General features: G+C 68.6%; 14 protein-coding genes and 2 pseudogenes. 9 read left to right on the top strand and 7 right to left on the bottom strand.

The genetic code is table 11. From position 1 onward, the window contains the following. The first annotated feature begins 73 nt into the window (after positions 1 to 73). From ACIBAD_RS25150 to ACIBAD_RS25130, 5 genes are all read left to right on the top strand, one after another. Positions 74 to 580, top strand: a complete 507-nt coding sequence (locus tag ACIBAD_RS25150; RefSeq protein ID WP_398908571.1) for a SigE family RNA polymerase sigma factor — start codon at positions 74 to 76, stop codon at positions 578 to 580. A 65-nt stretch (positions 581 to 645) separates the two neighbouring features. Next, a complete protein-coding gene (locus ACIBAD_RS25145) occupies positions 646 to 1,449 on the top strand; it encodes a hypothetical protein (RefSeq protein ID WP_398908569.1) in 804 nt (267 codons plus the stop codon). Between the two features lie 155 nt (positions 1,450 to 1,604). Next, positions 1,605 to 2,228 carry a histidine phosphatase family protein gene (locus ACIBAD_RS25140; protein ID WP_134067712.1) on the top strand — a complete coding sequence of 208 codons (624 nt, stop codon included), beginning with the start codon at positions 1,605 to 1,607 and terminating at the stop codon, positions 2,226 to 2,228. A gap of 142 nt (positions 2,229 to 2,370) precedes the next feature. Then, on the top strand, positions 2,371 to 2,553 hold the full coding sequence (locus tag ACIBAD_RS25135) for a LysR family transcriptional regulator (RefSeq protein ID WP_398908567.1): 183 nt from the start codon (positions 2,371 to 2,373) through the stop codon (positions 2,551 to 2,553). Positions 2,554 to 2,731: 178 nt separating this feature from the next. After that, a complete protein-coding gene (locus ACIBAD_RS25130; RefSeq protein ID WP_398908565.1) occupies positions 2,732 to 3,121 on the top strand; it encodes a hypothetical protein in 390 nt (129 codons plus the stop codon). Positions 3,122 to 3,169: 48 nt separating this feature from the next. On the opposite strand, the gene ACIBAD_RS25125 is transcribed toward ACIBAD_RS25130, so the two are convergent. The 3 genes from ACIBAD_RS25125 to ACIBAD_RS25115 form a co-directional block, all read right to left on the bottom strand. Further along, entirely contained in the window at positions 3,170 to 3,313 is a 144-nt protein-coding gene (locus tag ACIBAD_RS25125; protein ID WP_398908563.1) for a hypothetical protein, read from the bottom strand. A gap of 389 nt (positions 3,314 to 3,702) precedes the next feature. Next, entirely contained in the window at positions 3,703 to 4,104 is a 402-nt protein-coding gene (locus tag ACIBAD_RS25120) for a hypothetical protein (protein WP_134067710.1), read from the bottom strand. Between the two features lie 270 nt (positions 4,105 to 4,374). Beyond that, positions 4,375 to 4,578, bottom strand: a complete 204-nt coding sequence (locus ACIBAD_RS25115; RefSeq protein ID WP_053724154.1) for a cold-shock protein — start codon at positions 4,576 to 4,578, stop codon at positions 4,375 to 4,377. A 509-nt stretch (positions 4,579 to 5,087) separates the two neighbouring features. Between ACIBAD_RS25115 and ACIBAD_RS25110 the strand changes: the two genes are divergently transcribed. Continuing rightward, on the top strand, positions 5,088 to 5,480 hold the full coding sequence (locus ACIBAD_RS25110; protein WP_398908561.1) for a hypothetical protein: 393 nt from the start codon (positions 5,088 to 5,090) through the stop codon (positions 5,478 to 5,480). A gap of 343 nt (positions 5,481 to 5,823) precedes the next feature. Here the strand turns inward: ACIBAD_RS25110 and ACIBAD_RS25105 are convergent, their stop codons facing one another. After that, the gene (locus tag ACIBAD_RS25105; protein WP_398908559.1) at positions 5,824 to 6,555 is read right to left on the bottom strand and encodes an alpha/beta fold hydrolase; all 732 of its coding nucleotides are present in this window, start codon (positions 6,553 to 6,555) and stop codon (positions 5,824 to 5,826) included. A 312-nt stretch (positions 6,556 to 6,867) separates the two neighbouring features. Here ACIBAD_RS25105 and ACIBAD_RS25100 point away from each other — a divergent pair. The 3 genes and pseudogenes from ACIBAD_RS25100 to ACIBAD_RS25090 form a co-directional block, all read left to right on the top strand. Beyond that, a pseudogene (locus tag ACIBAD_RS25100) lies at positions 6,868 to 7,485 on the top strand (carbohydrate binding domain-containing protein); the annotation flags it as partial. A 135-nt stretch (positions 7,486 to 7,620) separates the two neighbouring features. Further along, a pseudogene (locus tag ACIBAD_RS25095) lies at positions 7,621 to 8,586 on the top strand (chitinase); the annotation flags it as partial. Positions 8,587 to 8,817: 231 nt separating this feature from the next. Further along, positions 8,818 to 9,411, top strand: coding sequence for a DUF6082 family protein (locus ACIBAD_RS25090; RefSeq protein ID WP_398908557.1), 594 nt, complete (start codon positions 8,818 to 8,820; stop codon positions 9,409 to 9,411). 182 nt (positions 9,412 to 9,593) lie between these two features. Here ACIBAD_RS25090 and ACIBAD_RS25085 read toward each other — a convergent pair whose 3' ends face one another. The 3 genes from ACIBAD_RS25085 to ACIBAD_RS25075 form a co-directional block, all read right to left on the bottom strand. After that, the gene (locus tag ACIBAD_RS25085) at positions 9,594 to 10,583 is read right to left on the bottom strand and encodes an endonuclease/exonuclease/phosphatase family protein (protein WP_398908556.1); all 990 of its coding nucleotides are present in this window, start codon (positions 10,581 to 10,583) and stop codon (positions 9,594 to 9,596) included. Between the two features lie 90 nt (positions 10,584 to 10,673). Then, a complete protein-coding gene (locus ACIBAD_RS25080; protein WP_398908553.1) occupies positions 10,674 to 11,747 on the bottom strand; it encodes a M14 family metallopeptidase in 1,074 nt (357 codons plus the stop codon). Between the two features lie 10 nt (positions 11,748 to 11,757). Beyond that, positions 11,758 to 12,072, bottom strand: a complete 315-nt coding sequence (locus tag ACIBAD_RS25075; protein WP_134067701.1) for a hypothetical protein — start codon at positions 12,070 to 12,072, stop codon at positions 11,758 to 11,760. Positions 12,073 to 12,100: the final 28 nt, after the last annotated feature.

Genomic DNA, 12,100 nt, shown 5'->3' with positions numbered 1-12,100 from the left:
ACATCCAGACGTCCCACGTAGTCAAGAGGGGTATGCACGGGGATCACGAAGCGAGCGAACGGGCGGGGACCGAGTGAAGTCAGCACAGGAGGATGAGTACCTGGAGTTCGTGGCGACGAGGGCAACGGCGCTCTACCGCTCGGCGTACGCACTCGCGGCCGGAGACACACATCTCGCCGAGGACCTGGTCCAGGAGACGCTCGGCCGGGTGTACCTGCACTGGAAGCGGGTGGCCGGGGCGGACAGTCCGGCCGCCTACGCCCAGACGGTTCTGGTCCGTACCTTCCTCACCATGCGGCGCAGGCGCAGCACCGGCGAGCGCCCGACCGGAAGCGTGCCCGACAGCCCGGAGTCCGGCCCGGACGCCGCGCTGCGGATCACGCTGCTGGACGCGCTCGGCCAACTGCGGCCCCGCGACCGGGCGGTGCTGCTGCTCCGCTACTGGGAGGGCCACAGCATCGAGGAGACCGCCCGGATGCTCAGGCTGAGCAGCAGCGCGGTCCGCTCGCAGGGCACGAGGGCACTCGCCAGGATGCGTGCCCTGCTCGGTGACAGCCTGTCCGATCTGGTTCCGCATTGAGCACCGGAGCACGCCGGTCCATGCCGCCGCACCACCCTCATCAGCAACAGAGAAGTGATGACACCATGCCGTTCGAAGCAGACCTTGCCCACGCCCTGGACCGTACGACGAACTCCCTCGAACCCGATCTCCCCGCGCTCCTGGGCGGAGCCGTCCAGCGAGGGCGGAGCCGCCGGCGTCGGCGCAGCGCCGGCATCATCGCCGGGCTCGGCGCCTTCGGCGCGATCGCGGGAGCCGCTCTGTTGGCTCCCGGCGGGCTGGCTGGGATCCGCCCCGCGGGCTCTGACATGGAGGCGGCGGCGCTGGCGATGCCCCGTTCCGCGATCACCGGTGATCAGATGATCCAGGCCCTGGAGCAGACGCTCCCCGGGGGCCGATTCAGTCAGGTGACCGGACAGAGCAACAACCCCTCGGATCCGAACGGTGGATACGTCGCCAACGGCGAACTGGTCGTCGACGACGGGCACGGCGCCGCCTTCGTCGGCGTCTCGGCCGTGCGGCTCAAGCTGCCGCTCAAGGACGGTGACGGGCTGAGCTGCGAGCGGACCCCCGCGCGTGCCGCAGGCGACACCTGCACGCTGAGCGAGCTGCCGAGCAGTGCCGCGATCCCCGGCGGGGCCGTGGTGATGTCGGAGCAGAACGCGGCCGGACATCCGGCCCGGGCGGACACCGCCCGCCGCTGGACGGTGACGGTGACCCTCAGGTCGACCGGCGCGCAGCTTCAGCTGGTGCAGTGGAACAGCACCGGCGGCGGCAGCGGTTCCGGCACACCGAAGCCGACCCGTACCGCTCCTCCGCTCTCCGAGCAGCAGGTGGTGGCCGCACTCACCGGTGCCGCCTGGGCGCCGATCCTGGGCGCCGTCGGCTGAGCCGCCGCGCCCGGCAGCCCCCAGGCACCGCCGGGCACCGAGGCTTTTCGGGGGCCAGGCCCTCAGCCGGGCGGGGACGGGTGGAGGGAACCGGCAGTCAGGGGGCGTCGTCTCTTGATCCACAAGAGTTCGTTCCCTGGTCAGAGGAGCTCGGAGTGACCGACATGGCTGCCCGCTACCTGTATCTCGTCCGGCACGGCGAGGCATTGCCCGACGAGAGCGGACTGTCAGAGGCCGGCCGACGGCAAGCCACACTGCTCGGCCGGCGCCTCAAGGAGATTCCTTTCGCCGCTGTTCATCATGGTCCGCTGCCCCGCGCGGAGCAGACCGCACGCTTGATCGGCGAGCAGTTGGGAAACGTCCCCCGGCACGTGTCCGTGGTTGCCGGCGACTACGTGCCCTACGTACCGGAGAGGGAGGAGCTTCCTGTCGACTCGGCAGACTTCTACCTCCGCTTCCTCGCCGGTGCGAGCGACGAGGAGCGCCAGCACGGTCCCGTGCTGGCCCGCCAGGCGCTGGAGCTGTTCACAGGGCCGGTGGACGGCGCCGAGGACCGGCACGAGCTGGTCGTCACCCACAACTTCCTCGTCGCCTGGCTCGTCCGGGACGCCATGCATGCCCCGAATTGGCGTTGGCTCGGCCTGAACCACTGCAACGCGGCACTCACGGTCATCCGCTACGCGCCCGGTCGAGCCGCCTGCGTCCTCCTCTCCAACGACATGAGGCATCTGCCCGCCGAGCTGCGCTGGACCGGATTCCCCCGCGAGCTGCACATCTGAAGCGCCACGGCACGGGAACGGTCGGGCCGCACAGGACCGTCGCGCTTCCTGCCGGGCAGAGGCGTCGAGGAAGTGCACGTCGTAGCGGTCCTGCTCGGTCCGGCGGCTGTCGAGAGATCCCCTGCCCCTCGCAGAGGGCAAGGTGGTTCGCCCGCAGCGCGCCGCCGGGAGGCTCGGCGTCGTCCCTTCGGCGGTGAGCCGGCAGATCCGCCGCCTGGAGCGGGAGCTCGGGTCTTCCTGTTCGAACGCTGCACCCGCCCTCTACACATGTCCGGTGCCGGGGAGCGGCGGCTGTCCGAAGCGCCCGCCGTCCTCGGGGCCGTGAACCGCACCCGGCGGGTGGCCGCCGACATCGTCTGTAGCCGGCCAACGGCTGCGCCAGACGGGCGACGGTCGTCGTGGCTGTGAGAATGGGGACCTCTTCAGGTGCTGTCCCGGCGTTGCCATCGCCCGTGTCCGGCCCTGGTTGTTCGGATCAGCCGGATCGTGGCGGGAGCAGCACCTTGACCAATGCCGACCGCTGGCACTTGCGAGGCTCTGTCGGTTACACCTATACCGGCGAGGAGGCTCGACAGCTCCTTCGACGTCGGTGGGACTGGGCGAGCCAGGAGACATGGTTCGAGAATGACGCGGGGCGGCTCCTGGCCGTGGTCACCAACGGCGACCGTGCGATGGTCATGTCGCTGGACGGGGAGGGTGGCCCTGGTGAGCATCTCGTCGATCCGCGTGGCGCAGGCTCCTCGGGTGGCTATCTGCTCTCCAGCGGGCAGGTCGACAGCTACGCCGACCGTGACACGGTCGACTTCGACGTTGCCTGCCGCGCCGTGGCGTACTTCATCGAGCACGGTGCCTGGCCCGCCGAGGTGACCGTGGAAGGCGTCTGCGGCGAATGACCGGAGCCAGGGGGAGTCTCCCGGAATTGCGGACACGCCAGAGGGTCGTCACCCAGCAGCCACGACCTGGCCGGCCGTGACTTCGGGAGGGGCGGGGAGCAGTGAAGCGAGATTGTCCCGTACGAAGTCAGCCGCCCTCTTGACCGATTCGGCGGCCCCGGCTTCGTCTTCGAAGACGCTGGTGGAAACCATCACTCCACCTCCCGTGTCGACCCAGTAGTAGGCCACGAAGCCGGGGACTCGGCGGAGGAGTGGTACGAATCCTTCGTCCACTCGGCGTCCCGCCTCGGCAGGATCGGTCACCCCTTCGTACCGTCGAACCACTGCGTACACGGCTGATCTCCTCATGGATCCCAAGGTCACCTTGCGCGAAACGACATACCCCCACCGCGGGTTGCTCCGTTGCGGGACGCGGCGAAGGCACCCGGATGGGTGCATCGGTGAACCGAGCCGGGCACTCGCTCTGACCGGGGCGGGGCGAACCGGCTTCACGGAAACTGCGGCCGGAGCCGGCATTCGAGATCCGTGTCAGCCGACCCGGCCCGACCGGCCCGAGCTGTCCCGACGCGCCCCGTCCCTGCTCAGACCTCCTTGGTGGCGTTCAGACGGGTGATCTCTGCGGCGTACTTGGCGGTGCGGAGCGCCGACGTTCCGGAGACGTACAAGCCGGTGCCGAGCGAGGCCAGGGGGAGGGAGAGGAGCAGAGCGGCGACTATCGGTCCCCAGTCGCGCTCGGCGTCACAGCGCTCGCCCTCGTCCTTGAGGTACGACACCGCGTAGTCGCTGTCCTGGTGGAAGGCGCGCGACTCGCACTCGACGGGCTTGAACCTCTCGCCCCGGTCGATGCTGAAGGGGAAGACGAGCAGGTAGCCCACCCAGAGCCAGATGAGGGCGGCCGTGGCCATGAACCCCCGGCCCCACCCCTGCTCGCGCAGGCCGCGAACACGAAACTCTCTGTCGTACACCTGTGCCAATGAGTTCATGGGGTGAAGCTAGCGCAGGCCGGTCACCCCGGATGCGGTCAGGTGCCCCGAGAAGTGCTTCGAGCTCGGCGCCATGGGATGGGGAACCAAGCGAGGCCGGTCTTGAGCGCGGCGAGCGAATCGTCCGGCGCTTTCGCTGCGGCGGCGACAGCAGCTGCCGGCGCCCCTCCGCGGATGCCGCTCTCGCGCGGGTTCAGGCCGCACGGGGGGCGCGGATATGGCAAGGCGCCCCGCACCTCGGTGTCGGGTGCGGGGCGCCGAGGTGTCCGGTCAGGCAGGGGTGACGTTCTCCGCCTGCGGGCCCTTGGGGCCCTGCGTGACGTCGAAGTTGACCTGCTGGTTCTCCTGGAGCTCGCGGAAGCCGGTGGAGTTGATCGCCGAGTAGTGGACGAAGACGTCCGGACCGCCGCCGTCCTGCGCGATGAAGCCGAAGCCCTTTTCGGCGTTGAACCACTTAACGGTGCCCGTGGCCATGTGTTTCCCCTGTCGAGGATCGCGGGGTACTGGCTTGTCAGTACCCCTGGGTGAGAGGTGATCGCCCTGGTCCTCGGACACTGCTGTACAGCACGACGCCCGCGACGCGAACCGCGGGCGCTGAGACTTCGGAGCCACGACTACTAGCAGGGAAGTTAGCCGATCCGGAGTCATATGGCTACAGACCGCAGCGAAAGAGGGACACGCGTGTACGGCAGCCGGGGGTGTCACGACCCCGGTCGCCGCGGCGGAGGTGGTGACTACAGCTGCCGCATGACGCTCCCGGAGATCACCCGAAAGAGCAGGTAGAGCTCCACAAGGCCCTGGGGGATGCCTTAGGGACCATGCCCTCGATGCCCCTGCCGGCCCGGCTGGGTGGTGTCGTCAAAGTCGCAGCGGTGCGGGGTGACCGAGCGGGATTCCGAAGCCACGCACCCCTTCGACGGCTGGTGCCACATCAGACGACGACCGCCCGGTCCCGCTGCGCCCGGGCCCCGTACCCTCGCAGGATGCACTCCCATCTGGGCTTCGAGGATCCGCCCGCGCTGCCGCACCTGCCGCATGAGGTGGTGGCACAGACGCTGGAGCGGGCGCTTCGCGACCGCTCGCAGGAAGGCGAGGCGGCGCGCGTCCTGGTCGGGAGCGCGCTGAACGATGACGACCGGGAGTTCGTCGAGCGCTGGTCTGTGCAGGTCGGGACGCGGGCTGTGCCGGGCAGCCCTTTGCTCGGCCTGGCCGGCCTCTGCCTTGGGCATACCGCCCGGCGCTTCGGACATCTCAGTGACGAGGCGCTGGCGCTCTCGGAGTCGCTGGCGGCGCGTGCCGAGGCGGATCCGTCGGATGTGGACGGCCGGGCTCTTGACGGCTTTGACGACGTCCGGAGCTTCCTTCACCTGTGGTGAGCCGGCGGCACCGCTTGGTGGTCAGGTGCGACGAGTGGTTGGTTCGTAAGGGCTTGTGGTTGCCGCTGCGGCAGCCTCTACGGGCGTGACCGGGCCGTACGCCCGGCCCCCGGCCCGGCTGCCCTCCAGCGCAACGCCATCGAGGCCTACGCCGCGGCCCTCCCGCCTGAAAGGCGGGCACGGACGTCACGGGAAGGGGCGGCCCCGCCCACGCCGAGTCGAGCATTGGAGTCTTCCATGCGGCTCTGACCGCTCCTCCGCTACGGCTGCCAGTCCGACGGGTACCGTCGGGCATCGTTTGACGGCCGAGGCCCGTAACGCTTCTCGACGGAGCGCCGGGAGCTCAACCGGGAAGGGCCAGCTGCCGGGCGAAGCGGCTGACGGCGCTGGTGAAGCCATCCGGGTCGTCGAAGTTGGCGAGGTGCCTCGCGCGCGGGATCAGCTCGATCCGTGCCTGCGGGTGGGCGCGGGCGAAGTCCCTTTCACCGGACCGGAAGACGGTGTCCTTCTCGCCGTTGAGGATGAGGACGGGTGCCGCGACCTGGCGCATGGCACCCGCATCGAAGCGGCCCAGTACCTCGCCCCACGCGGCCGGTACGGTGTGAAAGGCGTACCCGGCGCGAATGGTCGCCTCAACCACGTCCGTCGGATACATGCGGCGCAGAAACCGGTCGTTCCACCGGGTCAGCCGGTCCGCAGAAACGCGGGGGGCGAGCTGTGCGACCAACCGGTACGGTATCGCCCAGGCCCCTCGCGTCGAGACGCTGGCACCCGCGAGGACGAGCCCGCGCAGCTTGTCCGGGAAGCACCGCGCGAACTCCAGCGAGGCGTATCCGCCGAGCGAGTGCCCGACCACCACGGCCGGCCCGCGGCCGAGCGAGTCCACTGCCGAAGCGATGATCTCCGTCGCCGCGTCAAGGCTCCATGGCTGGGCAGAACGGGTGCCATGGCCCGGGAGGTCGACTGCGGTCACCGGAAAGCATTCGCGGAGGGCGGCGAGCTGCGGACTCCACTGCGCTGCGCTGAAGCGTGTCCCGTGCACCAAGACGATGGGCGGCACATCATCTGCCCACATGAATCCCCCTGGATCGTTCCTCTGCTCTGCCCAACTCTACTGACAGGGCTACGTGATGACTCTCGCACCCCGGTTGCGAGGCGCTCCGCCCCACCGACTCGGCCCGAGGGTGGGCCACTGGTCGACGAGACCCGTGAGGTGGTGCTCATCAGCGACGAACTCCGACCCAATGGTCCAGACCTATTGACGGGCTTTACCGGTCCTCCTACGATCCGGTCCGGCATCCCCCCATCTCCCCACCTCACCCAGGCCGGGCGTCACGCCCCCACGCGTCAGTCATGCCCATGACGCTCGGCGGGAAGGAAGCGCAGCATGTTCCGTCGAAGGTCGCGCGCTCCACGTACGTCGGGCGACGTCCGCCCCTGCCCCGATACCGGTCGACCCGAGGGCGACCAGGCCGAGAACGAGCTGCTCGGGGCTCCGCGCCCGAACGGGGGAGGTGCGGAGCGCACGCTGCGGGCGAACCGGACCGGCCGCGCCCGGCGCAGACCGGCCCTCCTGAGGCGCTCCCTCGCCGGGATCAGTGCCGCTGCCGTCATCGCTACCGGCCTCGCGGTGGCCGGCTCCGTCACGGCCGGGGCCGCCGGCACCAACCTGGTGGCCAACTCCGGCTTCGAGAAGGGGCTGACCGACTGGACATGCCCCGGCGGTGGTGCCACGGCCGTCGGCAGTCCGGTCCGCTCCGGCAGCTCCGCGCTCAAGGCGGCACCGACAGGTCAGGACAATGCCCAGTGCACCCAGACGGTCAGTGTGCAGCCCAACTCCCAGTACACACTGAGCGCTTACGTGCAGGGCAGTTACGTCTACCTGGGCGCCACAGGCAGCGGCATCACCGGCAGCCCGTCCACGTGGACGCCGGACAGCCCGTCATACGGCCAGCTCAGCGTCGCCTTCACCACCGGGCCGAACACCACCTCGGTGACCATCTACCTGCACGGTTGGTACGGGCAGCCCGCGTACTACGCGGACGACGTGTCGCTCAGCGGCCCCGGCGGCACCGACCCCACGCCGACCGCCACGCCCCCGACCACCACCCCACCCACCACCGCTCCACCCACCACCACTCCGCCCGGTGACACCTGCCCCACGAAGCCCAGGCCGTCGGGCAAGGTCCTCCAGGGTTACTGGGAGAACTGGGACGGCGCCTCCAACGGCGTCCACCCCGGCATGGGCTGGACCCCCATCACGGACAGCCGGATCGCCGCGCACGGCTACAACGTCATCAATGCTGCCTTCCCGGTGATCCTCTCGGACGGCACCGTCCTGTGGCAGGACGGTATGGACGCCGGCGTCAAGGTCTCGACGCCCGCCGAGATGTGCCAGGCCAAGGCGGCCGGGGCGACGCTCCTGATGTCGATCGGCGGCGCCACGGCCGGCATCGACCTGGGCTCCAGCACCGTCGCCGACAAGTTCGTTGCGACCATCGTCCCGATCCTCAAGAAGTACAACTTCGACGGCATGGACATCGACATCGAGACCGGCCTGTCCGGAAGCGGTGACATCAACACGTTGTCCGCCTCCCAGTCCAACCTGATCCGCATCATCGACGGCGTCCTCGCGCGGATGCCGGCCGGCTTCGGCCCCACCATGGCCCCCGAAACGGCGTACGTCACCGGTGGGAGCGTCACCTACGGGTCGATCTGGGGCGCCTACCTGCCGATCATCAAGAAGTACGCTGACAACGGCCGTCTGTGGTGGCTGAACATGCAGTACTACAACGGCAGCATGTACGGCTGCTCCGGCGACTCCTACCAAGCCGGCACGGTCCAGGGCTTCACGGCGCAGACCACGTGCCTGAACGACGGCCTGACCATCCAGGGCACCACCATCAAGGTGCCCTACGACAAGCAGGTGCCCGGTCTGCCCGCCCAGCCGGGCGCGGGCGGCGGCTACATGGCGCCGAACCTGGTCGGCCAGTCCTGGAACGCCTTCGGCGGGTCCTTGAAGGGGCTCATGACCTGGTCGGTCAACTGGGACGGCTCAAAGGGCTGGACCTTCGGCGACAACGTCAAGAACCTGCAAGGCCGCTGATGCGGGGCCGATCCCCCGCACCCGGAGTGCGAGTTCAGGCTCGAATGGCTGTTGTACAGGGTGGTACTTGCCAAGTCGGTCACGGTCGACGAGCTTTGGGATGCGCGCAATTCGAAGGCGCGGCAAGGGGGAGCGCAGGGCCGGCCCTGTGACCCCCGGTGGGGAAGGGGAAACCGGATGGCAGACGCTCCCAGGTCACGCAGGATTCGCCGGTGCCTCCTCTGGGGCGGGGTGCTTCTCGTCTTTGTGTGCGGAGTCGCGGCGACACCGTTCGTCCTGAACCTCGTTGCGCCCAAAACCCTGGACTGGAATCGGCTGAGTGACATAAGTCAGTCGTACGGTGCGGTGTCGCTCGTGATATCGGCTGCAGCTCTTCTCGGAGTCGTCACGTCCATCGCGTTCCAGGCGAAGCAGGCGCGGCTGGAAGGAGAACAGACGTTTCGTGCGGCCCATCGGGAGCTGACGATGCTGACCCTGGGTGACTCGGCACTGCTGCGTTGTTGGGAACCGCCAAGGATTCCGATGACGGAGGCAAGGTGGAAGCAACTCATCGTCACGAACTTGATCGTGAGTATGTGGGCCAGTGACCATCACCTGGGGCGCTTGAATGACAGTGCGCTGCGGGTGGTGCTGGGGGCTCATTTTCGAGGAGAGGTGGCACGAGCTCATTGGGAGAACAGCGGTCCCATGTGGCGTGACCACATGGTTGCGTTGGAGGATCCGCGTCGCCTCCGGTTCGTGGAGATAGTCGATGAGATGTATCGCGACGCCGGAGAATCAGGGCCTCCGGTCTTGGACCGCGAGTTCTTCAGCCCTGATGACTGACGTGCGTCGAATGAGCCACGAGCCGGCGAAATAGGGCCAGGCTGCTCGCAGCGGGCGAAACGGCACCGCCCGGCGGGCCGCCCGGCAGAACGCGCGGTTGGGCGTGACCCCCAGGGCGGCCGGTGTTCGCGCCTCTTGGTGCGGACACCGGCTTTCGGCACACGCGGGCCGCTCCACGCGCCTCAGTCGAATTCGAAGGTGGCAACGACGGGGGCGTGGTCGGATTCGGGGAACTTGTCGTCGGTGGCGAAGGCGAGCGAGTCGTCGTGGAGGACTTCGTTGTGGATCTCCGAGCCGCGGTAGTGGGCGAGGAGGTTGCGGGTGACGAGCATGTGGTCGAGCATCTGGCCGCGACCGTGGTGGAAGAGGGTGTAGCGGGCATCGCTCGGGATGGTGCGTTCGATGGGCACCAGGACCTTCGGGGCGAGTTCGCCGTTGTTGGTGTCCTCGACGTTGCCGCAGATCGCCAGGACCGGGACTTCCTCCGGCTCGGCGTTGAAGTCGCCGGCGACGATGATCCGTGCGTCGGGGTCGTCCTTGAGGATCTGGTCGACCAGGCGCCGCACTTCCAGGGCCTGGCTCATGCGCTTCATGGACGACAGGAAGCTGCCTTCCGCCCAGGCGTCGGCGCTGCGCCAGATGCCCTTCTTGGGGTCGCTCACCTGACCGGGGATCACAGTGGGGATCTTGGACTTCAGGTGCACGACGATGACGTGCAGCAGGCGGCCGGGTGCTGCATGATCGGTGTCGATCTGAGCATGCAGGACAGGACGTTCGATCCCGATCGGGATCGGCTGCGTGTCGGCGGGCAGCGCAGTGAGCCGCTGGTAGTGGGGCTCGGCGACGAGGTCGTTCTTCAGCTGCTCGTGCTTGATGACCGGCAAGTGGGTGGCGACGACCAGGTTGCGGACGTCGTAGACCGCGTCGTCATCGGGTTTCGTGCTCACCAGCTCGGCCCCGTCGAGGTTGGTCCCCGTGAGTAGCTCCTTGAGGGCCAGCAGCGCACGCGGCTGGCCCGGGCGCTCCTGCCCGTGGACTTCCTGGAAGCAAGCGATGTCGGCACGCAGCCGCCTGATCTGCGGCTTCATCAGCCGAATGCGTTCTTCCAGTGTCGGGTGGTCGGTCGGGGCGGTCTCGTCGAAATTCTCCAGGTTGAATGTGGAAATCCGCATCTGTGTCATGAGTGCCCCCAAGGCTTGACTTGGCGGGATGGCGCAACGCACCGGAAGCAACGCGCACGCATGCCCGGCTCAACAGGCGTCCTACGCGGAAGCAGTCAGGCAGAACTGCACGAGGCCGGCGTCTACATCGAGGACGATCTTCTTCATCTCCGCCCACGGTGGGTGGAAGGCCGTTCCCCACTCGATCGTGAAGGCGAGGATCTTCTCTTCCTCCTGGCCCGAGAGGATGTGGCGGGCGTAGGTGTAGTCGTCACTCGTTCCGCACGTCGGGTACAGGTCGAAGGCCGGCTCAGGGGTGTACTCCGTGCCGCGTACGCCCTTCAGGGCCTCGCAGAACCGCTCGGCGAGCACGGCGGAGTCGTCCGCGTCGCCCGCGTCGAGGAACTCCGCGTAGAGCAGTCCGTCCTTCAGGCCGCGCTTGCCGTCGAAGAGGGGATTGCGGAAATTCTTGGCCGGGTCGACGGACTGGTTCTGGTCGTCGCCCCACACGTAGAGCATCTTCTGGGTGTAGCTGTGGACGTCGACGAACCAGTGGGCGCGGATGAACCTGTCCAGCAGCCAGCGCACGTTGCGGGTCTCGACCTCCGAGAAGGGCTCGGGGCCCTGGTAGACCTGGTCGGGGTCGGCTGGGTCGTCCGAGACCCGCACGGGGGCGAGCGGGTGGAAGGCGGTCCGGTAGTCGAAGAGGTGGTCGTAGTTGCGGTTGAGGTCTACGCCGACCGCCTCCGGATTGCCGCCGGACCGGGCCGGATTGCGGTTGCGCCGCCACATGGGATCGACGGTCTGGCTGTAGTGCCGGCCGTCCGGGTTGACGAGCGGGAAGACGACGACGTCGAGCTCCTCCATGAGCGTGCGCACTTGGGCGGAGGTGAAGCTCGTACCGCCGTACGCAAGGCCCGTACCGCCGGTGTGCGCGTGCAACAGGTCGGCGGCGAGGTTGACCAGGATCTCGCAACTGCCCCACTCACGGGCGTGTGCGCCGCCGATCAGGACGACGGCGGGCTTCGGCGCCAGGCGGTGGGTGCCGATGCGCAGGGCGTGGCAGGTCCGGCCCTCGAAGGTCGGCTCGGGCAGCTCGATGAGGTCGGCCTCCGGGAATGCTGCGGCCAGGCTGGTCACCGCGGATTCGACTTCGGTGATGTTCAGGTACGGCATGGCGTCCCTCCTAGATGTCCCGCACCTTGAGGGCGAGCCCCTGCGGAACCGCGTCCTCCGGGCCGAACCGGTCTCCTTCGCCCACCTCGGCCTGGCGGGCGCGTCCGGTGGCGGTGGCGTCCTCGACGGTCTCGACCGACACGCCCTCGCGAGCCAGGTCTTCGGCCTGCTCGGGGGATACGTAGGCGTCGAAGGTGAACGTGCCGTCCTGGTTCTGGAGAACCCGGCCGCCGACGTCGGGACGTGAGTCGCGCAGCACGGCGCGCAGGGTGTCGGCGTCCTTGGCCGTGACGCGGACACGCAGAATGGTGTACTCGGTGGACATGACGGGCCCCTCTCGGGCGCCGTCGGGC

This window comes from Streptomyces sp. NPDC051109 (assembly GCF_044455885.1).
Lineage (GTDB): Bacteria > Actinomycetota > Actinomycetes > Streptomycetales > Streptomycetaceae > Streptomyces.
Note: the sequence above shows the minus strand (reverse complement) of the source record. Positions and strands in the feature narration are given on the sequence as shown.